23 protein-coding genes are annotated in these 22,174 nt (G+C 62.1%); 13 read left to right on the top strand and 10 right to left on the bottom strand.

The genetic code is table 11. The features are described 5' to 3' along the window. Positions 1 to 77 precede the first annotated feature (77 nt). Positions 78 to 971 (top strand): LysR family transcriptional regulator, encoded by an 894-nt coding sequence (locus tag CEY09_RS07600; protein ID WP_088588167.1) that lies wholly within the window; start codon positions 78 to 80, stop codon positions 969 to 971. Positions 972 to 1,028: 57 nt separating this feature from the next. Here CEY09_RS07600 and CEY09_RS07595 read toward each other — a convergent pair whose 3' ends face one another. Together CEY09_RS07595 and CEY09_RS07590 are read right to left on the bottom strand one after the other, a co-directional pair. Continuing rightward, positions 1,029 to 2,297 (bottom strand): alpha/beta fold hydrolase, encoded by a 1,269-nt coding sequence (locus tag CEY09_RS07595; RefSeq protein ID WP_088588166.1) that lies wholly within the window; start codon positions 2,295 to 2,297, stop codon positions 1,029 to 1,031. Continuing rightward, a complete protein-coding gene (locus CEY09_RS07590; RefSeq protein ID WP_088588165.1) occupies positions 2,290 to 2,631 on the bottom strand; it encodes a carboxymuconolactone decarboxylase family protein in 342 nt (113 codons plus the stop codon). Before CEY09_RS07590 ends, CEY09_RS07595 begins: the two co-directional genes overlap by 8 nt. Before the next feature lie 194 nt (positions 2,632 to 2,825). Between CEY09_RS07590 and CEY09_RS07585 the strand changes: the two genes are divergently transcribed. The 4 genes from CEY09_RS07585 to CEY09_RS07570 all read left to right on the top strand — a co-directional run bounded on the left by CEY09_RS07585 (position 2,826) and on the right by CEY09_RS07570 (position 6,711). Then, positions 2,826 to 4,163: an LLM class flavin-dependent oxidoreductase gene (locus CEY09_RS07585; RefSeq protein WP_006223177.1), complete on the top strand. Its 1,338-nt coding sequence runs from the start codon at positions 2,826 to 2,828 to the stop codon at positions 4,161 to 4,163. Next, positions 4,160 to 4,933: an ABC transporter permease gene (locus CEY09_RS07580; RefSeq protein WP_088588164.1), complete on the top strand. Its 774-nt coding sequence runs from the start codon at positions 4,160 to 4,162 to the stop codon at positions 4,931 to 4,933. The genes CEY09_RS07585 and CEY09_RS07580 overlap by 4 nt, the downstream gene beginning before the upstream one ends. Next, positions 4,933 to 5,667, top strand: coding sequence for an ABC transporter ATP-binding protein (locus tag CEY09_RS07575; RefSeq protein WP_088588163.1), 735 nt, complete (start codon positions 4,933 to 4,935; stop codon positions 5,665 to 5,667). The genes CEY09_RS07580 and CEY09_RS07575 overlap by 1 nt, the downstream gene beginning before the upstream one ends. 69 nt (positions 5,668 to 5,736) lie before the next feature. Continuing rightward, entirely contained in the window at positions 5,737 to 6,711 is a 975-nt protein-coding gene (locus tag CEY09_RS07570; RefSeq protein ID WP_158218658.1) for an ABC transporter substrate-binding protein, read from the top strand. A 99-nt stretch (positions 6,712 to 6,810) separates the two neighbouring features. Here CEY09_RS07570 and CEY09_RS07565 read toward each other — a convergent pair whose 3' ends face one another. Then, positions 6,811 to 7,587, bottom strand: a complete 777-nt coding sequence (locus CEY09_RS07565; RefSeq protein ID WP_081534039.1) for an IclR family transcriptional regulator — start codon at positions 7,585 to 7,587, stop codon at positions 6,811 to 6,813. Positions 7,588 to 7,826: 239 nt separating this feature from the next. On the opposite strand from CEY09_RS07565, the gene CEY09_RS07560 reads away from it, so the two are divergent. The 4 genes from CEY09_RS07560 to CEY09_RS07545 are packed head-to-tail and all read left to right on the top strand — an operon-like array spanning position 7,827 to position 11,895. Then, positions 7,827 to 8,669, top strand: a complete 843-nt coding sequence (locus CEY09_RS07560) for an alpha/beta fold hydrolase (RefSeq protein ID WP_088588161.1) — start codon at positions 7,827 to 7,829, stop codon at positions 8,667 to 8,669. A gap of 6 nt (positions 8,670 to 8,675) precedes the next feature. After that, complete coding sequence (locus CEY09_RS07555) at positions 8,676 to 10,022, top strand: metal-dependent hydrolase family protein (protein ID WP_088588160.1); 1,347 nt, start codon at positions 8,676 to 8,678, stop codon at positions 10,020 to 10,022. A gap of 49 nt (positions 10,023 to 10,071) precedes the next feature. Continuing rightward, positions 10,072 to 11,031 carry a Bug family tripartite tricarboxylate transporter substrate binding protein gene (locus CEY09_RS07550; RefSeq protein WP_088588159.1) on the top strand — a complete coding sequence of 320 codons (960 nt, stop codon included), beginning with the start codon at positions 10,072 to 10,074 and terminating at the stop codon, positions 11,029 to 11,031. Positions 11,032 to 11,052: 21 nt separating this feature from the next. Then, a complete protein-coding gene (locus tag CEY09_RS07545) occupies positions 11,053 to 11,895 on the top strand; it encodes a fumarylacetoacetate hydrolase family protein (RefSeq protein ID WP_088588158.1) in 843 nt (280 codons plus the stop codon). Between the two features lie 115 nt (positions 11,896 to 12,010). Here CEY09_RS07545 and CEY09_RS07540 read toward each other — a convergent pair whose 3' ends face one another. Together CEY09_RS07540 and CEY09_RS07535 are read right to left on the bottom strand one after the other, a co-directional pair. Continuing rightward, positions 12,011 to 12,280, bottom strand: coding sequence for a Rossmann-fold NAD(P)-binding domain-containing protein (locus tag CEY09_RS07540; protein WP_088588157.1), 270 nt, complete (start codon positions 12,278 to 12,280; stop codon positions 12,011 to 12,013). Between the two features lie 38 nt (positions 12,281 to 12,318). Beyond that, complete coding sequence (locus CEY09_RS07535) at positions 12,319 to 12,711, bottom strand: tautomerase family protein (protein WP_088588156.1); 393 nt, start codon at positions 12,709 to 12,711, stop codon at positions 12,319 to 12,321. 102 nt (positions 12,712 to 12,813) lie between these two features. On the opposite strand from CEY09_RS07535, the gene CEY09_RS07530 reads away from it, so the two are divergent. Then, positions 12,814 to 13,692: a LysR family transcriptional regulator gene (locus CEY09_RS07530; protein ID WP_088588155.1), complete on the top strand. Its 879-nt coding sequence runs from the start codon at positions 12,814 to 12,816 to the stop codon at positions 13,690 to 13,692. A 154-nt stretch (positions 13,693 to 13,846) separates the two neighbouring features. Here CEY09_RS07530 and CEY09_RS07525 read toward each other — a convergent pair whose 3' ends face one another. From CEY09_RS07525 to CEY09_RS07515, 3 genes are all read right to left on the bottom strand, one after another. Further along, entirely contained in the window at positions 13,847 to 14,332 is a 486-nt protein-coding gene (locus tag CEY09_RS07525) for a DUF6644 family protein (RefSeq protein ID WP_088588154.1), read from the bottom strand. An 18-nt stretch (positions 14,333 to 14,350) separates the two neighbouring features. Then, positions 14,351 to 14,737 (bottom strand): DUF6152 family protein, encoded by a 387-nt coding sequence (locus tag CEY09_RS07520; protein ID WP_088588153.1) that lies wholly within the window; start codon positions 14,735 to 14,737, stop codon positions 14,351 to 14,353. Between the two features lie 128 nt (positions 14,738 to 14,865). Next, positions 14,866 to 17,625, bottom strand: a complete 2,760-nt coding sequence (locus CEY09_RS07515) for an autotransporter family protein (RefSeq protein ID WP_088588152.1) — start codon at positions 17,623 to 17,625, stop codon at positions 14,866 to 14,868. A 382-nt stretch (positions 17,626 to 18,007) separates the two neighbouring features. Between CEY09_RS07515 and CEY09_RS07510 the strand changes: the two genes are divergently transcribed. Beyond that, positions 18,008 to 19,567 carry a sensor domain-containing diguanylate cyclase gene (locus CEY09_RS07510; protein WP_088588151.1) on the top strand — a complete coding sequence of 520 codons (1,560 nt, stop codon included), beginning with the start codon at positions 18,008 to 18,010 and terminating at the stop codon, positions 19,565 to 19,567. 64 nt (positions 19,568 to 19,631) lie between these two features. Here CEY09_RS07510 and CEY09_RS07505 read toward each other — a convergent pair whose 3' ends face one another. Both CEY09_RS07505 and CEY09_RS07500 read right to left on the bottom strand, forming a co-directional pair. Then, on the bottom strand, positions 19,632 to 19,928 hold the full coding sequence (locus CEY09_RS07505) for a hypothetical protein (protein WP_234818246.1): 297 nt from the start codon (positions 19,926 to 19,928) through the stop codon (positions 19,632 to 19,634). Between the two features lie 300 nt (positions 19,929 to 20,228). After that, on the bottom strand, positions 20,229 to 21,155 hold the full coding sequence (locus CEY09_RS07500) for an alpha/beta hydrolase (RefSeq protein WP_234818245.1): 927 nt from the start codon (positions 21,153 to 21,155) through the stop codon (positions 20,229 to 20,231). Between the two features lie 263 nt (positions 21,156 to 21,418). On the opposite strand from CEY09_RS07500, the gene CEY09_RS07495 reads away from it, so the two are divergent. Together CEY09_RS07495 and CEY09_RS07490 are read left to right on the top strand one after the other, a co-directional pair. Next, positions 21,419 to 21,802 (top strand): c-type cytochrome, encoded by a 384-nt coding sequence (locus CEY09_RS07495; protein WP_088588533.1) that lies wholly within the window; start codon positions 21,419 to 21,421, stop codon positions 21,800 to 21,802. Positions 21,803 to 21,860: 58 nt separating this feature from the next. After that, positions 21,861 to 22,163, top strand: a complete 303-nt coding sequence (locus tag CEY09_RS07490; RefSeq protein ID WP_088588148.1) for an ArsR/SmtB family transcription factor — start codon at positions 21,861 to 21,863, stop codon at positions 22,161 to 22,163. Positions 22,164 to 22,174 lie beyond the last annotated feature (11 nt).

Genomic DNA, 22,174 nt, shown 5'->3' with positions numbered 1-22,174 from the left:
AAGCGAGTGTATTTTCTCAAGTTTGGTGGAACAATACGCTCCAGTATTGAAAGAGAATCACGATATCCGAGAGAAAAATGAGCCGCCTCGAAGACCTTGAAGCATTCATCCATGTTGCCGAAGCGGGCAGCCTGACGAAGGCGGCTCGCCGCCTGAATCGCACGTTGCAGGCCGTCAGCCGCTCCCTGGCGACGCTGGAAGAGGACGTCGGCGTTCAGCTCATCCACCGCACGACGCGGCATTCGGCGCTGAGCGAAGCGGGCGAGACTTTCTTTCGCCGGGTAAAGCCGGCGTTAGAGGAAATAGGGGAGGCTCGGCTGGAAGTCGCTGATCGCCGGAAGGCGCCCTCCGGCACATTGCGTGTGGGGGCGCCGATACTATTCGGCCCCGACTTCCTGGTTCCGATCATCGCGGAATACATGCGGGCGTATCCGCAGGTCGAAGTCGATCTGCAATTGACGGATTCCTTTGTCGATCCTTCGGGCGCTGGCCTCGACCTGGTTGTGCGTATCGCGGACCTGCCCGATTCCGGCCTGCAAGGCAAGCGGCTAGGGGCGTTGCGCAGGGTCGTATTTGGCGCGCCCTCGTATTTCGAAGCGCACGGCCGTCCCGCGCATCCTTCGGAATTGCGCCAGCACGCCTGTATCGTCAGGACCGTTGACCAGCGGCCAGGGCAGTGGGCCTTTCAGATTGCCGGAAAGCCGCGCAACGTCGGGGTCCGCGGGCCATTCCGCACGAATACGATGGCGGCGATCTATTCCGCAGCAAGCGCCGGACTCGGCATCGGCTATTCGCCAATGTGGCAGATCAGGCACCTGTTGGACACGGGACAGGTGGAAACCATACTTGAGGATTTCGAGCCCAAACCGGTGCCGATCCATGCGCTTTGGCAAGAGAACAGGCTCCCACCCGCCAAGGTGCGGGCTTTCGTTGATTTTCTGGCATCACGGTTGAAGCTTGATTGCCTGTAGTCCGGGCACCGCCACTGCGGCTTTGAACGGGTTGGGGATATTCTCGATCGAGACCCGTCAAAGCATTCTGCTGAAGTGTCGCACCCCCTTGCGCAGCAGCATCATCAGGGACTCGCGCTCTTGCTCGGTGTAGGCATCCAGCAGTTGTTCCACCGAGGCTTGCGAAAGCGCGGCGGCTTCTTCCAGATGCCGCCGTCCGGCCACGGTCAGCTTGACGTCGTATTTGCGCTGATCGATTTTGCTGCGGCGCTTTTCAATCAAGCGCCGTTCCGCCAGGATCTTGACCACCAGGGCCGTGGTGGTGCGATCCAGGTCAGCCAGCCGGCCGATACCGGCGATGTCCAGCACCTCGCAACGATCAAGCAGGAAAAGCACGCTGTATTGGTTCGGGGTCAGGTCGAGGCTGCGACATGCGCTGCCGAACATCTCATTGCATACCTGGTGCAGGCGCCGGATCAGGAATCCGGGCCGGTCATACAGCGCCGCGAAACGCGGGTCGGTCAGGTCGGGTTTGCGCGCGCCGTCTTGCGGGGTGTCGATGAACGCCAGCAAAGCACTGGTATAGGCGGCGGGGTCGCCATCAATGCCATTGTGCGCCTGGCCTGTCAGTACCTCGGTCTGCACATCGGGCAGCGCGTCGGCCAATTGGCGCGTCGCTTGGGCGAAGCGTGGCAGGCTGAGTTCGCCCAGGAACAGCTGGACGGGAATGTTCAAGCGGCTGAGCGCCGGCCAAGGAGCGCGGTAGTGTTGCACCGCTGCGATTTCGCGCACCACGGTGTGGGCGATCTGCACGCGTTGCGTCCAGTTGGCTTGGGCACGCAGACCGTCGATGGCGACTTCGGGTAGCTTCAGCACCAGCCGATAGAACAGCAGCAGGGCGTCTTCGGGGCGTCCAGCGGCCAAGGCGTCTCGGGCCTGGGCAATCGCGGTCATGTCTTCGTCCGAGGCAGCGTCGCGCAGCGGGGGTTCGTACAGCGACAACGCCTGCACCCGGGGTTCGCGCAGGGCGGCCTCGAGTGCGCAGATGGCGCCATAGGAATGGCCCACCAGGACCAGCCGTTCGCCGGGCAGGGCGGCGATGACCGCCTGCACATCCTGCACTTCCTGGTCAATCGCATATTGCGGGCCGTCGCCGCTGCCGGCACGGCCACGGCGGTTCAGCGCGTACACCCGGTGCCGTGCCGACAGTGCGGCCAACACGGGCCGCCAGCGTGCGGCCGTGGCCGTGGACCCGTGCACCAGCAGCAGCGCTGGGCCGGCGTCGCCATGGACTTCGACGTGCAGCGCAGTGCCGTCCGCGGATACCACCGTCAGCGCGTCAGCCATGCTGCTGGCCCTGGACGGCCCGCGCAGCTTCCTGAATCCACTTCAGGCCATTGACGGTCTGGATCAGCGTGGTGGTGGCGCCCAGCGTCAGCAGCACGGCGTGGCGCAAGGCGTCTTCCGTCACGCCCAGGCCCAGTGCGCGTTCGGTGTGCGCCCGCACGGCGATTTCGTTGCCGGCGGTGGCGAAGGCGGCGATCAGAACAAGCTCACGCGTGGCTTCGTCGATGGGGCCAGCGTCGCGCACGGCGACGCGCAACGCCTGGAAGCCATCGGCCGCATTGGCGTCGATCGAGCGCAGGATGTCGGAGGGCAGGGGCGTAACGAGTGAGGTCATGAGGACGCCTTTTCAAATAGGAATACGTGGTTGCATTGTTTGGATGAGGCGTCATTCTGAAGCACAAAGGGCTTGAAAGAACATGGCTTTTTTGGCGTTTGCTAATTGCTCGAATCAATTTAAAGAATGCGCATAGGTATACGTATCATGCCCAGACCTTAAGACTCGTACCGCTATCAAGCACGGCGTTTTCCATGTCCAGACAACTCAAGCTCGGCGCCCTCATCAACGCCACCGGATTCCATATTGCGGCGTGGCTGCATCCGAACGCACCGCTGGCCGACGCCACGGATATCGACTACTACGCGCGATTGGCGCGCAGCGCCGAGCGCGGCCTGTTCGACTTTCTTTTCCTGGCCGACAGCTCGGCCATCATGTACGGGCAAGACCGCGAGGCCATGAGCCGCATTGCATTGGTCAGCCACCTGGAACCGGTCACGTTGCTGTCCGCGTTGGCGGCGCTTACCCGGAACGTCGGCCTGGTTGCCAGCGCCACGACCACATACAACGAACCCTTTCATCTGGCTCGCAAGTTCGCGTCGCTGGACCACCTGAGCAAGGGCCGCGCGGGGTGGAACATCATCACCTCGGCCAATCAGGCCGAGGCCGGCAACTTCAGCCGCGACGAGCATGTGGCGCATGCGCAGCGGTATGCCCGGGCGCATGAGGCCGTCGAAATTGTCGAAGGCCTGTGGGACAGCTGGGACGACGACGCCTTCTTGTATGACCGCGACAGCGGGGTGTACTTCGATCCGACCCGGCTGCATACGCTGGGCCATGAGGGCGAACTCTTTCGCGTCAGCGGCCCGCTGAATGTGCCGCGCCCGCCTCAAGGCTATCCGGTGCGCCTGCAAGCCGGGTCATCCGACACCGGGCAGCGGCTGGGCGCGCGCCATGCCGACGTCATCTTCACCGCGCAGCGCAGCCTGGGTGCGGCGCAGGCGTTCTATCGCGGCATCAAGGATGCCGTGGCCGGCCAGGGGCGCGACCCGGACCATGTGAAGGTCTTGCCCGGCATCGTCCCTTTCGTCGCCGCCACGCAAGAAGCGGCGCAAGCCAAGTTCGACCTGCTGCAGGATCGCATCCATCCGTCCGTGGGGCTGGCCCTGTTGCGTGAATTGTTGGGTGGCCTGGATTTGTCCGGTTATCCGCTGGATGGTCCCGTGCCTGACCTGGGCAGCTCCAATGCCGGGCAGAGCCGGCAGGCACTGCTGCTGCAAACGGCGCGCGAGGGCAATTTGACCATCCGCCAGTTGTACCTGAAGGCAGCCGGCGCGCGCGGCCACCACACATTGATCGGCACGCCGCAAACCATCGTGGACGAGATGGAACAATGGTTCAGGAACGAGGGGGCGGATGGCTTCAATATCATCCCTCCGTACCTGCCCGACGCGCTGGACGATTTCGTGGAACTGGTGGTGCCTGAATTGCAGCGCCGCGGCCTGTATCGCACGGCCTACGAGGGCAAGACGTTCCGCGAAAACCTGGGACTGCCGCATCCGCGTTCCCGCCACGCGGCAGGACGCGCATGAGCCGGGCATTTGCATCGTCGCGCTGGCGCAAGGCGGCAACCCCCTTGTTGCTGGTACTGGTCTGGCAGGGCCTGGCCTGGGCCGGGCTGATATCGCCCGAGGTCTTGCCGTCGCCGCTGGCGATTGCGCACACGTTCTGGCGGCTGACGGTCAGCGGCGAACTGCCGCATCATCTGGTGGTCTCGCTGGCGCGTGCCGCGTCGGGCCTCCTGATTGGTATCGCGGTTGGCGGCACGCTGGCGCTGATGGCCGGGCTTAGCACCCAGGGTGAGGACATCGTCGACGCCACGGTGCAGATGCTGCGCACCTTGCCGCACCTGGCCATCGTGCCCCTGTTCATCCTGTGGTTCGGCATTGGTGAAACGCCCAAGATCGCGCTGGTTGCGCTGGGCGTCACGTTCGCCATCTACATCAATTTGTTTTCGGGCATCCGGCACGTCGACGCCAAGATCGTGGAAGCGGCCCGGACACTGGGCGCCACACGGCGCGAGATGATCCGCCACATCATCCTGCCCGGCGCACTGCCGTCGGCCCTGGTCGGCCTGCGCCTGGCGGTGGGCACGGCTTGGCTGAGCCTGGTCGTGGGCGAGCAGATCAACGCCACCAGCGGTATTGGGTTCCTGATCATGGATGCCCGTGAATTCATGCAAACCGACGTGATCTTCGTCGGTCTCATCGTCTATGCGCTTTTGGGCCTGAGCACCGATATGTTGATCCGCTATCTGGACCGGCGCGTGTTCGCCTGGCGTCCGTCGTTTGTGAGGCACTGATGGCAGACGCACGCTACAGGCCGGGCATCCGCCCGGTGCGCATTGCGCGGTTAAGCAAGTCATTCGGCGGCAAACCGGTGTTGGACGCGCTTGACCTTGAGATTCCGGCCGGCCAGTTCGTTGCCCTGCTGGGCCATAGCGGCTCGGGCAAGTCCACCTTGCTGCGCATCCTGGCCGGGCTGGACAGCGCCGATAGTGGCCGGGCCGAGGTGCCCGACGTACGCACGGTGGTGTTCCAGGAACCCCGCCTGATCCCCTGGATGCGTGCTCGCGAGAACGTCACCTTCGCCCTGCGCGCAGCGGATTCGGGTGCGCTGGCCGAGCGTGCGCTGCAGGAGGTCGGGTTGGCCCATCGCCTGGACGCCTGGCCATTGACGCTGTCTGGCGGCGAGGCGCAACGCGTGGCCCTTGCGCGCGCGCTGGTGCGATCGCCCCAGTTGCTGTTGCTGGACGAGCCGTTCGCCGCGCTGGATGCCCTGACCCGCGCCCGCATGCATGTGCTGGTGCAAAAGCTGTTCGAAGACCACCGGCCCGCCGTGTTGCTCGTCACGCACGATGTGGACGAGGCCGTGATGCTGGCCGATCGCGTCCTGGTGCTGCAGGACGGTGCCATCGTGCAGGACCACACGGTTTCGACGCCGCGCCCGCGCCAGCGCGACGATGCGCGCATGTTGCCGCTCAAGCAGCAGTTGCTGGCGGCATTGGGCGTTCCCACACTCTCTGCCGCGGCCTAGGTCCGCGCGAGGATTCCTTTAGCGTTAACCGGCCCTGGCTGCCTTTCTGTCATGATGAATCGACGTACTTTGTTCAAGACTTCCGCTGCGCTGGCGTTGGGCGCGATCGCCCCGCTGGCGTTCGCTCAACCGCGGCCCGCCGTCAAATACGCCAAGCTGCGCTTCGGCGTGCCCAGCGCGCTGGCCGCAGACCTGCGCATGAAGCTGGCCGGCCAGTTGCAGGACCTGCCTTTCGAGATCGAATGGTCGCGTTTCCCCACGTCGCCGGCCGCGCTGGAGGCCCTGGCCTCGGGCGCGATCGACATGACGGCGGGCGGCGATGGCAACGTCATCGCCCTGGCTACGCGTCCGCGCAAAGCCGTGGCCTGCAGCGCCTACGCCAACATCCTGTTCCATGAAATCGTGGTGCCGAAGGGATCGGATATCCAGAACGTCGCGGGCCTGAAGGGCAAGCGGGTGTCGCTGGTGAAGGGCGCGGGCTTTGAATACAAGCTGCGCTACATGCTGGAAGAAAGCGGTCTGAAATGGGAAGACATCAAGCCCGTCTACCTGTCGCCGCCGGATGGCATGTCCGCCTTCATCAACGGATCGGTAGACGCGTGGGCAATCTGGGATCCTAGCGCCGCCGTCGCCGAAATCCGCCACGGCGGGCGCCAATTGGCGGTGCCCGCGCGCCCGGCCTACAACTTCCACTATGCCAATCGGGACAGCCTGGATGATCCGGCACGCGAGGCCTCCATCCTGGAATTCATCAAGCGCGATCTGCGCTCGCATGCCTGGGTCAAGGCGCATCCGGATCAGTGGGCCGCGGCGCAGGTCGGCGCAGGGCTGGACGCCGAGGTCTCCCGACTGGTCGCGCGCCGTACGCCCGGCGGCGGCGAGCCCTCGTTGATCGCGGGGCCGGTCTTCGAAGAGCTGCAAGGCATCGCCGACGTATTTGCCGAGTCGGGCTATATCCCGAGCAAGGTCGACGTGAAGACGGCATTTGACGCGCGCTTCAATACGCCATTGCAGGCCTTCGCAGCAACGTTGCGACGAGGGTGAGGCGCCACCACGGCGCGGCATTTGGAAGAGGCGCAGTGCCGGTAAAAGGGGCTTGGTCCGTGTGTGTGCAGTAGCAGGCCAGCAATGCGCCGCGTCGCGTCAGTTCCTGCGCAGGATGGCGGGTCGAAGACGTTCCGCAAGCATCTTCAATGCTTCCCCCGCTTCGGCACGTAGGGCAGGGGTACTCAGGGCGTCCGCCGGCGACGTGCAATTAAGCACGTAGTCGGTTTGAACCGTTTCGGAAACGAGCGGCACGGCCACGGTTGTCAGGCCGGGGAAAAACACACCGACGTTTTCTACATAGCCTACGGCTGGGTACTGTTCAAGCGCTGCCTGCATGGGATCACTGAATCGTTGATAGGCCTCAGGATCCGCGCTTTTGCATTGGGCCAGGATGGCCTGCCTTTCGGCGGGTTTGCGTCCGGCCAGATAGCCCCATCCCGTGCCCGTCCGAATGATGGGAACCTCTGATCCGACCCGCAAATTGATGTGCAGCACGGTGCCCTTGGCTTCACATCGTTCCACATACAGCATCGAGACGCCTTCGCGCGTGGACAAGCTTGCTGCACCATTGAAACGGGCGGCAATTTCGCTAAGGAAGGGGCGAGCCAGTTCCGCGATTTCCAGGGAGTCCAGCGCGGCATAGCCCAGCGTCAGGATCGACAGGCCCGGCCGGAACCGCGTGCCGCCGTCGGTCGTGACGAGATAACCGGCATGCTCGAGCGTCTTGCAAAGACGCCATACGGTGGGTTGTGGCAAGCCGGTGATACGTGCGATTTCGCTGCTGCCCAGGATTTCCCTTCCGTGGTCAAAGCATCGCAACACCGACAACCCGCGCAATAAACCAACCACAAGCGGTTGAGAGTTTGTAGTCATGGTGAAATCCCTTATATCGCCGCCGTATTCGGATCAGTAGTATTTTATGAATTGATAATTCATTTAGTGAATTATTCTACTTCAGGATACCTATTTTTCAAAGGGCCGTCGTCACTGTCGGCCCCAACCCGTCGGCTCCTCCGGCGGGATAGGTCGAGCCAGATTTGCGCCCGCTCTTACGTTCTATTTGTGAATAAGCAATTCACTAAGTGAATTAAACATTAAGGAGACACCTTGCCATGATCAGTTATCCCATCAATGCCGGCACAACCCGCACACGGGTACTCGAATCCGGGACTTCCGGTCCAGTCGTGTTGTTTGTCCATGGAACCGGGGGACGCGCCGACCGCTGGGTCCGTAACCTGGATGCTCTGGCCCAAGCCGGCTATCACGCATTCGCCGTCGACCTGCCCGGCCATGGCTTTGCGGCGAAGGGGCAGGGCGTCGCCTGTTCCGTTCCCGCCTATGCAGCGTTCTTGCATGACGTGCTGCAGGCTGTCGACGTGGAGCGTGCGGTCATTGTCGGCACGTCGCTCGGCGGGCATGCGGTGTCGGCGTTCGCCTGTGCGCATCCGGACAAGGTCGATGGGATCGTCCTGGTGGGAAGCATGGGGCTCGTGCCCATCGGCGACGAAGCCCGCGGGCGGATCCGGGCGGGGGCCAATAACCAGACCCGCGACGGGATCGCCACCAAAATGCAGCGCGTCATCTTCGACTCGGCGCTGGTCACGCCTTCCATGCTGGAAGAGGAGTTCCGGGTCAACAACTCGCCGGGCGCAGCCGAATCCTTTGCCACGCTGGGGGATTACATCGCGCAAGACCTGGACCAGGACGTGGTGGGCGCAAAGCTCAATGCGCACGACTGGCCGGTGTTACTGATCTGGGGAGAAGAGGACAAGGTGGTGCCTCCTGCCATCGGCATCGCCGCGCGCGATTTGCTGCCGCGCAGCCGACTGGCGCTGCTGGCCTGCGCGGCACACACAGCCTACTACGAGCGGCCCGATGACTTTAACGCGATCCTGACCGGGTTCCTTGAAGGCAAGACGGGGCAATACCAATCCGCTGGCGTCACGTGGAGGTAAGCACTCATGCCGCACTACATCACCAACGGAACGCTGATCGACGGTACGGGGGCGGTCCCGACGCCCTTGGCCTGGCTTGAAATCGACAACAACCGAATCACGCGCATCGTGGCCCGGTCGCGGGGCGAAGAACCGCTTCCAGCGAGCGCGGCGGACATCGTTGACGCTTCCGGCCTGACTGTCATGCCCGGCCTCATCGATGCACATTGCCATATCAGCTACGGCGTCGCCCGCGCGATCGAGGAACAGGACTTGTACGGCTCTGCGGAATACCGCGCCATCCGCGGGGTCTATCACGCGCGATCGGTCCTGCAGGCGGGCGTTACCTCGTTCAGCGATCCGGGTGGCAGCTGGTATGTGGCCGTTGCCGTGCGGGACGCCATCAAGGCGGGCTTGTTTCCCGGGCCCCGGATTTCCGCGGCGGGGCGCTATCTGAGCAACAACGTGGCCCTGACCGACTACTTTCCGTCGTGGATCGGCGCGCCGGACTCCGGCGTCGGCGTCATGGCGCGAACCCGCGAAGAGATGGTCAACGTGGTGCGGGAACAGGTCAAGAACGGCGTCGACTTCATCAAAGTGGCAGCCAGCGGAGAGAACCCCATCCTCACGCCCGCGGGTGGCAGTATCGCGTCGGTGCCGTCGTTCCGTGCCGAAGAGTTGCGCGTGATCGTGGAAGAAGCCCACCGCCTTGGGCGGCGGGTCACGGCCCACGCCCGCAGCGGCCAGTCAGTGGTTGACTGCATCGAGGCCGGCATGGACTGGATCATGCATGCCGACTGCATGAATCGGCAAGAAGCCGACAAGCTGGCCGCCAGCGGCATACCCTGCTGCCCCGCGCTGACATTCATGGCAAACATCGCCGACTGGGGGCACTTGGCCGGTTGCACGCAAGCGCGCATCGACCGCTTCAAAGCCTACGTCGACAACGCCCAGAAAATCCTTTCTTATGCTCACGAACAGGGCGTGACGATGATGTGCGGCACAGACACGGGCTTTGCCGTCACGCCATACGGCGAGTGGCACGCCCGCGAACCGGAGCTATTCGTCACGATGCTGGGCATGTCCAATCTGCAGGCGATCACGTGCGCCACCCGCAACGCCGCCATTGCCGTCGACCCGGAGAACGTCGGCACCCTGGAAGCGGGAAAGCTCGCCGACATCTTGCTGATCGACGGAGATCCCTGCGCCGACATCAAGGTTTTGCAGGACAAGTCGCGCATTCGAGCGGTGTACCTGGGCGGCGCACCGGTGGACCTGACGCCCGCGAAGGAAAGTATCCGGTGGCCCTGGGAAAGGAGCCTCGCCATCTCGCAGACGGAGTTGTACCGGCAGACTGTGCAACAGGCTGCCTAGCCCCCTGAAAAACAATGCTCAAAGAACAGCAGGCTTAGGAGACAAGGGAATGACGACCACACTGAAACGGATGGCGGGCGCGGTGCTGTGCGCCTGTACGCTGGCTTTTGCCCATGCGGCCGAGCCCCCCCTGACGATCATCGTGCCGTACGCGCCAGGCGGGATGGGCGACACGGTGGCCCGGCTGACCGCCCAGGCGATGACCAAAGAAGGCGGGCGCACGGTCATCGTCGAAAACCGCCCCGGTGCCAACGGCATGATCGGGCTGCAGGCAATCTCTCGCGCCAGCCCGGACGGGGCCACGATAGGGCTGGTGCCGGCCAGCGTCCTCACGGTCAATCCGTCAATCTACAAGGACATGAAAGTCGACACGGCCAAGGATATTTCTCCCTTGACGCTGGCCCTGTCTCTGCCGAACGTCCTGGTTGTCAACCCATCGGTGCCCGCACAGAATCTGCCTGATTTCCTGGCCTACCTGAAAGCCAATCAGTCGAAGATCTCTTATGGGTCCATGGGCACGGGGTCCAGCGGGCACTTGAATGGCGAGCTGCTGCAGCGCGACACGGGGCTGGAGCTGACCCACGTTCCTTATAAAGGCAGCGCCCCTGCGATGCAGGATTTGATCGCCGGTCAGATCCAGATGGCGTTCGAAAACCTGCCGGTGGCGCTGCCTTACATACAGGCGGGCAAGCTGCGGGCGATCGGCGTCACCAGCACCAGCCGCTCGCCGGCGCTTCCCGATATCCCGCCGCTTGCCGACACGCTGCCAGGCTTTGAGGACAACATCTGGTTCGCCTTCGTCGGCCCCAAGGGCCTGCCGGCCGCCGCAACCGAGAAACTCCACGATCAATTGGTCAAGGCTGTAGCGTCGCCCGAAGTCTCGTCGGTGGTGAAGGAGCGCGGCGCAGTGGTTGTAAGCAGCTCGCCGGCCGAACTGCGCGACCTCATCGTCGCGGAGCGGGACAAATGGGCGTCGCTAGTGAAAGAACGCAACGTGAAGATTGATTGACACACCAAGAGGAAGGACAACATGAAGCTGGTCAGCTACGAGAATGCATCAGGAACAAGCTGGGGAATCCTGAAGGGAGACCACGTCTTGGACGGCGTGGCGCTCACCAAGGGAACGTTTCCCACGCTGAAGTCGGTACTGAAGGCCGATGCGCTGAACGAGATTGCGCGCCAGGCCGCTGAGCGGGCAGGGCATCTGAAGCTCACTGAGCTCAACTTGTTGCCGGTCATTCCCGACCCCGGGAAAATCATCTGTGTCGGCCTGAACTATGAAGAGCATCGCATCGAGTCAAAGCGTGAGCCGACCAGCGAGCCCACGCTGTTCCTGCGATCCGCCACCTCCCAGGCAGGGCACGGGCAAGCGCTGATCTGTCCGCCGGAATCGATCGAATTCGATTACGAAGGCGAGATCGCGATTGTCATCGGCAAAGGAGGGCGCCGCATCGCGCAAGACGACGCGTGGAATCATATCGCCGGCTACGCTCCCTACAACGACGGCTCCATTCGGGACTGGCAGCGTCACACCAGTCAGTTCACCGCCGGCAAAAATTTCGATAAGACGGGCGGGTTCGGGCCTTATCTGACGACGCGCGACGAAATTGCCGACGGGCAGGAATTGACGTTGATCACCCGGCTCAATGGTGAGGTCATGCAGCAGGCAACCACCGAGCAAATGATATTCGGCATTCCGCGCCTGCTTCACTACATTTCAACGTTCACGACCCTGGAGCCAGGCGACGTCATCGTCACCGGCACCCCGGGAGGTGTCGGGGTCAAGCGGGACCCTCCGGTTTTCATGCGCCGTGGAGATCGAGTGGAAGTGGAAATTACCGGGGTCGCGACGCTCTCGAATCCCATTGAATAAGTCAGTCTGTTTGAATGCCAGGCAAGCGCCCCGAGGTTGAGGGGCGCTTGCCTCTGACTCCAAGGGGAACTGCCCGTTGGACGCTTCCCATCGTGAGCGGCGTTCGGGGGTGACATCACTCCGCAGGCCACTCGGGCCACGCCGAGCCAAAATCTGCCGCAAGAGTGACTGATTTCCATCGTTGCATGATCTGATGGCGTCCTTGTTCCTCTGCTTCAACGACTTGCCAGGCATCCGAGCCGAGCACGAGACGAGCGGGAATCTCAGCGCGCGAGGCGAGCGCCATGACTAGCGCTGCAATGCGCTGAGGATCGCCCACTTCATGGCCCACGTAGGCGTCGATGAGTGACTTGAATTCCCCCATGGATGCCAGGTAGTCCGGCAACTCTGCCGCTCGACTGCGTTGATCCGGGCCTCCAGGGCTCACGCGTGCTGGTAGCGCCATTCTTGCGTTACCCCTCCATAGCCATACGAAGTGGCTTGGCAGTCGACGACATGAATGCTCGAGTGGGGGTGCACATTGCCGATAAGCCCGCCGAGGAGTTCGTATGCCGCCTGGTGATAGTCGGCCTTCTCGTTGCGCGTATTGGTTTCGCCGGTGATGGTGACTTCAAGTTGGAAAGATTTTTTGCCCTGCTCGGCCAGGGAACGTCCCGCTATGAACCATTGATCTTCGGGCACAAACCGGACAACCACCCGCGTCCGCGACGGTTCTTTTTTCAGTATTCGGCACGTGAGTTCGGTCAGTTGCGCGGCGAGCTGGTGGGTCAAGGCCGAGTCGGGTTGGCCGGAAATAGTGATATCGATACCAGGCATGCTTTTCTCCTAGCGGTTTCCTGAGCCGTCAGTATCCGGCGCTGCTTGATACGTGAAAAGCAGGAAGATAAGATGATATCTATTTGAAGAACAGGTAGATGGATGTCGCGCATTCTGGATCTGGAGCTCCTGAACACGCTGGTGGTCGTGTCCAACGCGGGTAGCCTGTCTGCCGCAGCGCCGCGCTTGTATCGATCACAATCGGCGATCAGCGAACAGGTACGCAAGCTTGAACAAGCTTGCGGAGTATCGCTGCTGGCCCGGGGGAAGGCGGGCGTCAGTCTGACCCCGGCGGGGGAGCGGCTGGTGGGCCACGCGCAAAAGTTGCTGTCTCTAAGTGACGCTGCCTGGCGGGACATGCAGGGAGCCCAACTGACCGGGGACTTGCGCCTGGCCATCACGGATTATTTTCGTCCGCATACGTTGCCGATCATCATCAGGCGCATCCGTGAACAGTTTCCGCAATTGCGCCTGCACGTCTGTGTCCGCAAAAGCGCATGGATCGAGCATGAAGCGAACGCCGGAAGCTTCGATATCGGGGTGTCGATGACGATACTGCACACTGCTCATCCGCCGAACGATGCTGGTTCCGGGCGAATCCGGTTGCGGCGCGAGCCCCTGCATTGGGTTGCTGACAATTCATTTGTCCTGGCGGCGGCCACAGGGCGGCTTCCTCTGGTCGTATTGCCGGATACATGTTCGCTGCAGCGATTTGCCCTTCATACACTCGACGCGCATGGTGTCGCTTACAGCGTTGAGCAGATCGCGTCAGATATTGGCAGTTTGCATCTGGCACTGGCCGCTGGCCTGGGGATTGCCTGCCTGAATGCGTCGGCGATTCCCCCAACGGCAGCGCCTCTTGAAGGACACGCGGGCTTGCCTGCTCTGCCAGACGTCGAGTTCAGCCTTGCACCTTCACGCGCTGGCGAGCCCCCCTTTGTATCCGACGTCAGGGACCTGCTTGCTGCTCATCTGGGCTGACCATGAACGGGCAGTGCCATACAAGGGCATGCCCTTCAAGAATGCGCTGCGAATCGCCTGAAGCGGCAACGTGTTCAAGCCAACGATGTCTGTTGCAGAGAGCGTGCACGCATCACCCCCTGCATTGGGTCGCTGGCTTCAGGCGAACAGCGGGCTACAGGAACCCGATCCATCTGCCCGCGACCAGGCAGCCAGTCCATAGCAGCAGCGAGACGGCGGCCTGGCAGCGCAGCGCGCTGGATGGGCGGCCTCCCTGTAAAACCTGCCCCCATGCTCCGCCCCGGCGCACGAGCCAGGCGTTGATCGCGCCCGCGCCCAGCAAGCCCATCTTCACCACGAATGCCGGATTCTGCAGATATTCCTGCGGCCGCACGGTGAACAGCGTGGCGCCGGTCAGTACGGCAAGAACAAGGCCGAGCGAGGCTGTCCTGGCCAGCACGGGCGCCAGGAGCGCCAAGGAGGTGGGCTTGAGGACGCCGAGCAGGCGCAAGTCCAGCGGAACGATCGAACCGATCAACAGGCCGATGGCGCCGATATGAGCGGCGTTGACCAAAAGGTAGACCGTTGCGGACCGTCGCAGCCACAGCGCCGGCGGCAGGGCCGTAAGCTGTTCCAGCGCCAACCGAAGCAGTTCGGGCATGGCTGAAGGCCGTGGGGCTCAGGGTTTCTTGATGCGGCTGGGATAGATGTCGTAGGTCTTGCCGCCCACCGTGACCTGGACGGCCTTCATGCGCTTGTTGCCGGCATCCTGGTCGCGGTTGCCGATAGCGGTGATGGGGTCGCCCGGCTGGGCCGACCCCTCGACGAATCCTGCTTCCTTCGTTTGGGCGGGATTGCCGAGTTCGACCACCCAGACACCGTCGTTGGCTCGCACCCTCAACGTGGGATGAGGCGGCGCGACCTGAACCGCCTCAACCGTGCCTTGCAAGGTCATCTGTTCGGATTCCGCCCACGACCACCCGTGATGCGCCATGGCTGCGGGGGCCACTGCCGACAGCGCGGATATCGTCAGCCCTGCCAATAACGCGCGTTTGGATAGCTTCATGTCGATGCTCCTGGGTTGCGGTTAGGCTGTCGCCATGGCCCGGCGCTGCGGCGGGGCGGCCAGTGACCCAAGCATAGCAGCGGTATAGCGGTTTTTGCCACGGCGGAACACCGGCGGTGGGCAACTCACTAAAACGTCATTCTGAAGCCCGCCGTCGCCGTGACGATATAGCTGCCGGAGAAGTCCACATCGGCGTCGACCTGACCATAGATCGCATAACGTTCCGCCCAACCGTAGTTTGCTCCCGCGCCCACGCTGCCCCAGGTTCGCGCCATGCGACTGGCCGCCGGCACGTCGGCCACGCGTACACGGGTTCCGTCCAGGAATTCATGTTTCACGTTGACGACGCCATAGACGCTGGATTCCCGACTCACGCCACCCGTTTGCCAATTGCTTTTGTAGTCCAGCGCAATACCGACGCGGGCCAGCAGGCTGTCCCCCTTGTCGCTTTCAACGTGCGCGCCGAATTTGTCATTGAAGCTATCGAAGCGGGTCGATGCGTAGGTCAGCTGCGCCTGCGGGATCAGCGCCAGTCGCTCGTTCAGTCCGAACGCCTTGCCCGCTTCGATACTCAGCCCGTAACTGTTGGCTTGGCTGCCGCCCTTCAACTTGCCGGCCAGCCGGGAATTCAGGTCGCTCTCGAACCAGGTTGCCTGGGCCTGGGTATCGATATAGAGGCCATTCTTGCCGTACCAGGTCAGCGTTGGTGTCAGGCCATAGGCGGTAGTGTCGATCGTGCCGTTGCCATATGCCGAAAACACGTGTGTGTCGGCCTTGCCGTAGTGAAAGGCCATGCCGCCCACTAAGCGGGACCCTTGTTCTTGACCCGCCAGGATACGGTCAACACCAAATTGCGCCTTCCAGCTGTCGATGTCCTGGCGTGCGCCCGTGGTGGACGTGGAAGGTTCGAGCCGGCTTGTCGTGCCCTCCATCCGGCTCCATACGCCGTTGCGGCCGACATCCGCCGAATCATAGAGACGATTGCCGACGCGCTGGCGCAGGGTGGGTAGCCGGCTCAAGTTAAGGAGCGTGTTGGCGTAGGCTTCATAGACCGGCACACCGGGCTGATACAGCAAGGGCGGTTCGACGCCCGGCGAAACGCCACCGGTCGGAGGTGTGCCGGGGCCGATTGGGGGCGTGCCTGGATCGGTTGGCGGTGTGCCGGGATCGGTTAGGGACGATCGCAGATACCAGCCGCCGTCTGCGGAGTCCTGCTGCAGGACATAGCCGTAGGCGCCGGCTACCAGGGCTGGACGCCCATTGATGACGTAGTCGCCGTTAGCCAGGTCGAACTGTCCCGCCGAGACCCCGTTGACCTGCACGATCTGTATGCCCCGTTGGGTCAACCCGCCAGTGCCTGCCATGTTTTTCACGGTGACCGGTGTCGCGCCCGCGGTGTCGCCCGTGACGACCAACTTATCGGTTGGCGAGTTATCCCCGCCAAGCTGGGTGCGGATTTCCAGATTGCCGCCCTGTGCCGTGTAGTCACCGGCGACCGTCAGGGTGCCGAAGCCACTGCGCGGCCCCGGGGCGATGGTGCCTCGGTTGGCCGTCGCACCGACGCGTCCCGTGCCGGTCAGCCGTGCTCCCGAGAAAACGTTCACCGGGCCGCCGAGGACGCCATCGGCCTGGAGCGTGCCAGCCTGGATGTCGGTAGTACCCGTAAACGCGGCGCTGTTGCCCGACAAGGTCAGCCTGCCGGCGCCCAGCTTGTTGAGGTTGGAGGTCCCCGAGAACGCGGTCAATACTCCTACCTCGTAGCCGTTGGTATCGAACCAAGCACCTTCGCTTCCAATCGCCTGCGTCGAGAAGCCATTCAAGAAGTCAGCCTCGTCGCGGTTGGCGCGCAGGACACCCCCATTCAGGTTGAAAGTGGCGTTGCCAGCGCTCTTGATGACCGAGCCGGTCTCCAGCACGCCGCGGCCGCTGGCGTCGCCGATGAGGTTCAGCGTACCGGTGGCGGTGCTGGCGACGGTCAGCCACGTATCGCTACCGGCGACCGCCAGCCCGCCCTTGTCGATAGTCAATGTTCCCGTGCCGGCCGAGCCGATTTCGATTCGGTCGCTCGCGGCAAGCGTAGAGATATCGGCCGTTGTGCTCGAAACGGTCACCGTGCCCACGCCGCCCGCCTGGTTGCCGATGTAGATCGTTGCGGCGGCGCCCGGCGCGGATGATCCGACTGTGCGCACGGTGGCGCCTTCCAGGACGCGCAGGTCGCCAAGACCCTCGAAGCCTACGTAGATATTGTTGAAGGGATCCCAGACTGTTGTCCGGCCCGACACGATAGCGCTGCCATCGCTGCCGGCGAGCCAGCCGATAATGCCCTGGCCGCTGTGCACGGCGCCGCCGTCGTCGATCCGCAGCGTGCCCCGGCCGCTTTCGCCGATCATGAATGCTCTGCCCGCCGAGAGATTCCACGTTGACCCCGGCCCGGAAACGAGAACGCTCCCGACGCTGCCGTTATTGCTGCCGATGGTGCCCGAGTCGCTTTGGGCCATGCCAGCATCCAGGATCGTCAGTGTGCCGCTGCTGCCAGCATCCACCCCGACGAGCACGGAGCCGAGGCTGGTCCAGGTGGACGCCGTGCCACCGGCGTCGCGGCCCGACACCGTCAGCGCTCCCACGGCGCCATTCAGGTTTCCAATGTACGCCCCGTCATTGGTTACGGAACCGCCATTGGTGATGGTCAACGTCCCGGTGAGGGAATCGCCAACAGTCAGGTCGCCTCCGACAGCCCAATCCGGCGTCTGGACCGGGCCGGGCAATACCTCGCCGGTACCGACGACTGACTGCGCGTACGTCGGGTTCGTGAAGTTGGCCGCGGATGCGGCCAGGATTATCCATTTTGACCATCCCGGCCGATTGCTATTCTTGTTGGACACGACCATTCCTCTGTCAGTAGATGCAAACCACGCAGTTAATACGGCACGTGGGGTGCTCAACTTTATAGGCGTTTACCCCCCCGATCATCCCCATGGGAACGTGTGTGGCGGATATCGCCGGAATCCCACCGTCAAGGATTGTCAACAAAAGCGCCGGGGAGCTTTTCTCACGATATTGTGTTGCTAGGCATAGCTGCCATGTGAAGATTATTAAGGCCCGGGGGATATTGGGCGCTTGAATAGTGGATTTTCATAGGATCGCCAGAGAGTCGACGCTTATACTCCAGCCAGGAGCAATAGGGCCACGAACGATACAGAAAGTTGTTTTGGACGCTTGTTTCGTGAGGGGAGCGACGTGTTGCTGCAGCAAGGCAGGCGTGAACAACAGATGCGGCCCTCCGTGCGCCGGGTCACACTGTGGTTGGCCGTCGTCTGGATAGCGCTGATAGCGGGCCTGGGGTGGTGGGTTTCGCAGAGAATCGTGACTGCGCAGCTGGCTAGACTGGCGGCCAGCGCCGAATACGAGTCTAAAACGACCGTGCGCGTGATGGACCGCTTGTTTACCGAGATGGTGAGCGTGGCCAATATGGTGGCGCGGCAGAGTCTGGTGATTGAGCTCGCAATTCGCTATCGCACAGACCCGCCAGGCGTCGCCGAGCTGACACGGCAAGAGCGCGCTGCGCAGTTTGCGCGAGACCCCTTGGTGCGCAGGGTGGGCGACGTCATGAACGCACTGGCCAGTGATCTGCGTTACGCGCGCATTTACATGAACAATATGTCGGACGATACGGTGACGGCCAGCAATTGGGCCGAACCGGACAGCATCGTGGGCATGATCTACTCGGGCCGGCCCTACCTCATTGATGCGTTGCGCACCGGCAATGGCCATTCGTTCGGTATTGCTCGTCTGAATAAATCGCCATCCTATTTCGTGGCCAGTCGCATCGAGGACTCGAACGACGTGCCGTTGGGCTCAGTCACGGTCAAGTTCGACGCGCCAGAGGTGGCGCTTTATCTGACAGGGCGCCATGTTGCGCTGATCGTGAATCGCCAGGGGCGCGTGATCACGGCTTCGTCGGAGCCGTTCATGCTACGCAACGTCGCGGCGCTTCTTCCGCCAGGCACGGTTCTTCCGCCGGACGGCGAAGAAGAGCCAGGCGAGCTCATGGATGTGCGCGCGGCAGACGGGTCAGACAGTGCCGACCAGTGGCTCATCGAAGGCAGGCCCTATCTGCTGCGGCAACAGCCGTTGTCGGGTACCCAATATCAGTTGCTCACGTTGGCGAGTTTGGAGCATCTTGCTCCCATGCGCAGACAGCATGTCTGGATGGCGGGGCTGGTTGCGGTGTTTGGCTTGATCGTGATCCTGCTATCTGGCCATGTGGCCCGCCAAATCGTGATGCGCCGACAGGATGAACGGTATGCGGCCAACTATGACGCGCTGACCGGCCTGCCGAATCGACGCGCAGTATTGGCCGAGTTGGAGCGGTTGTTCGCTCTGGCAAAGCGCACGCAGCAATGGGTGCTGGTGGCCTTTATCGATCTGGATGGATTCAAACCCATCAACGACACCTATGGGCATGAGGCCGGCGACAAATTTTTGATCGAGGTTGGCCGGCGCATGTCGGCGGCTCTGCGGGCAAGCGATGTGCTGGGTCGATGGGGTGGCGACGAGTTCGTTGTGGTTGGACTCGTGACCCCGTCCGCGTCCGACGATCCGCAAAGGGTCGTCGACGAGATGCGCAGCCGGCTGGCGCTGCCGCTGATCGGTACCTATACCTCAGATGAGTGCAGTTTCGACTATCGAGGCGCAAGCTTTGGCATTGTCAGCGTGGATCCCGCTGTCAGTTCGCTACAAGCCGCGCTCAAGGAAGCTGACCGGCTTATGTATGCGGACAAACAGGCGCGGCGGGCGCAGCAAACAGCCCAAGGGTGGGCAGGGGTGTGAATCTATTTGCAGGCCCGACGCAACCCGGCTAATCCTTGCGCGTGTCGCGCAAGGACGCTTTTCCCTACATGGTAGGTTGCGGAATAGGGCTGTCTTTCGGCAGGGTGCCCGAAATGCGCGATGGGCAATCCGAAATCCCCCACTTGGTCACCACGCCTTTGTCGATCATGAACTTTTCGATGCATACGTGATACGCGGACATAGGGCCCCAGATTTCTTCGTATGAAACGATTTTTGCACCGCTTTCAAGCGTATAGCTCTTTTTGGGGGGACCCCACTTCGAGATCAGTTGTTCTTCGGTACTGCCGACCCAGATTGAATTGACGTCGTTATAGGTTTTATTGCGCGTGCCCATCAGCATGTTCATCTGCCCAGAAGTGCACCCCACAAGCAGCGATGGCAAGACAACAAGCAGTGCCAATTTTCTCATTTTGACCGTTACCCCAAAGTTCTACTGTTGAGAGTTGAGCCCTTCAGCGCGGCATGCCCTGGAAAGACCATCTGCGCGCCGCTGTCATACCCGGCGCAAGCGGGGCCGCAAAATGGCCGCGCTTGTATTGATTTTGGGCGTCAATGTATCAGAAACCTTGCTGTCCGGTAGTAAACATTCATGTGGGAAGCCGGTCCTGGCGCTGATGGGCGCGTGGGGACGGCATTGGTTTCAGCGGACAGGCAACAGATATTTCAGGCCCTGCGTGAATCCACGCGGGGCGACGCTGAGATGGTCTTCGTCGTTCAGGACCGCTGATTTCAGTTTCAAGCCCGGGTACTTGCGGCCCTGCAAGGCCGTTTCCAGCGCCCGGTTGTCGGCGACCATGTCCACCGTCTGGTTGTAGCGCCGATCCCCTTTGCGCAGAGCCTCAAAGGCGCCGACATACAGATAGACATTTGCCGCGAGGTCCTGATTCTGCTTGGCGTATTGCGCTTCGAGCGTGAAGGCATACCGCTTGTCATACCAGAGAGACGGGCTGCCGAGGATATAGCCGCTGAACAAGCTGGGCTCGGTGAAAAGGATCTGCGTCCCAAGCAGGGCGCCGTAAGAGTGCCCCAAAAAGATTGCGCGGGCAGTGTCGGCCCGATAACGATCCGCGATGAATGGTTTGACCTGATCGCGCAGATACGCTTGATAGGCGCGCGACTGGCCATGGACGGCGTTGGCGGGGGCCGAGCTTGGGCCATTGGGCGTCGGCGTGTAGTCACGTTGGCGGCTCGGCCCGCCATCTTCACCCTTGCCATAAGACAAGCCGACCAGGATGAATTCCTCTATCTTGGGCCCTTCGACGTTCAGGCGGCGTCCTAATTGCCGGATGATCGGAAAAGCGTAATCGGCGTCGGTCACATACAGCACCGGGTAGCGCCGCTGTGGCTGCTTTGCATAGGACGGCGGCAGGGCAACGAAGACCTGGTAGCCGCGCCCCGACACCGGGTCGGGCACGTCCCAGACTTCACTGTCCGCGATTTCGTATGGGCGCCCCTCGCCGGCTTGCACCTTTGGCGTCGATGGGGGCTGGGCGTGCGTCGGAGGACTAAAAACACCGACGCTGGCAATGAGGGCAAAGAACAGGGCACTTGAAAAATGTCGTTGCATGCGAAGTCTGCTCGCCGGCAGCAGGCAGTTTGTGCTGGCCGGGGGGGTCATGTTGATAGGGAGGCCATCGCGAAGTCAGCGCATGGAAGGGCAATAGGCAGGCGCCATGCCTATTGTGTTCGTGTGCACTGCTGCCGTCTGCGATAATGCGGCCCGCGCGGCGGCCGACAATGAGCCACGGCCCGCCGGCCGTGCCAGGCACTCCGGAATGTACACCCCGGAGTTTGCTCTTGATAGTGCTCAGGTTTATACAACAAGGCGAAATGAAAGTACGCGCATTCTGCATTGCTTCGCTAGGGGCTGTGCTGCTGACTCAAGCATCAGTGTCCTTCGCGCAAAATGGCAATGGAAAGAATCTCTTTACCCAGAGATGCGCCATGTGCCATGGCGCGGATATCAAGGGGACCGGGCCGTTGGCCAAGAAAAGCAATCCTCCCACCCCTGATTTGACCACCGCCGCTTTCAAGAAACGACTCCATGATTATCCGGGCGTCATTGTTTCGTCGGTAATCCTTCGGCCCAATGGAGACCTGATTCCCCGCACCTTGCGGGAGAACGGCGTGAAGCTGGCGCCACACACCTGGACGGTGCAGGATTTTCGCGATCTGAATCAGTACATGAGTGGCGTGATTGCCAAAAGCCGATGAGTTGCGCCTGCTTTGACTATCGTATTGACATATCGGGAAATACCGATACAATCCGGTTATGGATTTGCTCGAAATATTCAAAGCGCTCTCGAACCGCACCCGCCTGGACATCGTGAAAGGGCTGAAGGATCCGGCCAAGAACTTTCCTCCACAGGATGAAGGTGACGTGCATACGGTCGGCGTCTGCGTCAGCAGTATTCAAGAAGGCGTTGGGCTGTCGCAATCCACCGTGTCTGATTATCTTGCGACGCTGCAACGTGCTGGCCTGGTCGAAGCCAGGCGTATCGGGCAGTGGACCTACTACAAGCGAAACGAAGCAACCATCCGTGCTCTGGCCCAGGTGATCGGGAAAGAGCTGTAATTTTTTACTCC

The sequence above is a fragment of the Achromobacter marplatensis genome, from assembly GCF_002209535.1.
Lineage (GTDB): Bacteria > Pseudomonadota > Gammaproteobacteria > Burkholderiales > Burkholderiaceae_B > Achromobacter > Achromobacter marplatensis.
Note: the sequence above shows the minus strand (reverse complement) of the source record. Positions and strands in the feature narration are given on the sequence as shown.

Excerpts from the sequence above, each read along its gene's own strand:
- CEY09_RS07600 (WP_088588167.1), top strand. The coding sequence starts at position 78 with ATGAGCCGCCTCGAAGACCTTGAAGCATTCATCCATGTTGCCGAAGCG.
- CEY09_RS07595 (WP_088588166.1), bottom strand. The coding sequence starts at position 2,297 with ATGGCTGACGCGCTGACGGTGGTATCCGCGGACGGCACTGCGCTGCAC.
- CEY09_RS07590 (WP_088588165.1), bottom strand. The coding sequence starts at position 2,631 with ATGACCTCACTCGTTACGCCCCTGCCCTCCGACATCCTGCGCTCGATC.
- CEY09_RS07585 (WP_006223177.1), top strand. The coding sequence starts at position 2,826 with ATGTCCAGACAACTCAAGCTCGGCGCCCTCATCAACGCCACCGGATTC.
- CEY09_RS07580 (WP_088588164.1), top strand. The coding sequence starts at position 4,160 with ATGAGCCGGGCATTTGCATCGTCGCGCTGGCGCAAGGCGGCAACCCCC.
- CEY09_RS07575 (WP_088588163.1), top strand. The coding sequence starts at position 4,933 with ATGGCAGACGCACGCTACAGGCCGGGCATCCGCCCGGTGCGCATTGCG.
- CEY09_RS07565 (WP_081534039.1), bottom strand. The coding sequence starts at position 7,587 with ATGACTACAAACTCTCAACCGCTTGTGGTTGGTTTATTGCGCGGGTTG.
- CEY09_RS07560 (WP_088588161.1), top strand. The coding sequence starts at position 7,827 with ATGATCAGTTATCCCATCAATGCCGGCACAACCCGCACACGGGTACTC.
- CEY09_RS07555 (WP_088588160.1), top strand. The coding sequence starts at position 8,676 with ATGCCGCACTACATCACCAACGGAACGCTGATCGACGGTACGGGGGCG.
- CEY09_RS07550 (WP_088588159.1), top strand. The coding sequence starts at position 10,072 with ATGACGACCACACTGAAACGGATGGCGGGCGCGGTGCTGTGCGCCTGT.
- CEY09_RS07545 (WP_088588158.1), top strand. The coding sequence starts at position 11,053 with ATGAAGCTGGTCAGCTACGAGAATGCATCAGGAACAAGCTGGGGAATC.
- CEY09_RS07535 (WP_088588156.1), bottom strand. The coding sequence starts at position 12,711 with ATGCCTGGTATCGATATCACTATTTCCGGCCAACCCGACTCGGCCTTG.
- CEY09_RS07530 (WP_088588155.1), top strand. The coding sequence starts at position 12,814 with ATGTCGCGCATTCTGGATCTGGAGCTCCTGAACACGCTGGTGGTCGTG.
- CEY09_RS07525 (WP_088588154.1), bottom strand. The coding sequence starts at position 14,332 with ATGCCCGAACTGCTTCGGTTGGCGCTGGAACAGCTTACGGCCCTGCCG.
- CEY09_RS07520 (WP_088588153.1), bottom strand. The coding sequence starts at position 14,737 with ATGAAGCTATCCAAACGCGCGTTATTGGCAGGGCTGACGATATCCGCG.
- CEY09_RS07515 (WP_088588152.1), bottom strand. The coding sequence starts at position 17,625 with ATGGTCGTGTCCAACAAGAATAGCAATCGGCCGGGATGGTCAAAATGG.
- CEY09_RS07510 (WP_088588151.1), top strand. The coding sequence starts at position 18,008 with ATGCGGCCCTCCGTGCGCCGGGTCACACTGTGGTTGGCCGTCGTCTGG.
- CEY09_RS07505 (WP_234818246.1), bottom strand. The coding sequence starts at position 19,928 with ATGCTGATGGGCACGCGCAATAAAACCTATAACGACGTCAATTCAATC.
- CEY09_RS07500 (WP_234818245.1), bottom strand. The coding sequence starts at position 21,155 with ATGCAACGACATTTTTCAAGTGCCCTGTTCTTTGCCCTCATTGCCAGC.
- CEY09_RS07495 (WP_088588533.1), top strand. The coding sequence starts at position 21,419 with ATGAAAGTACGCGCATTCTGCATTGCTTCGCTAGGGGCTGTGCTGCTG.
- CEY09_RS07490 (WP_088588148.1), top strand. The coding sequence starts at position 21,861 with ATGGATTTGCTCGAAATATTCAAAGCGCTCTCGAACCGCACCCGCCTG.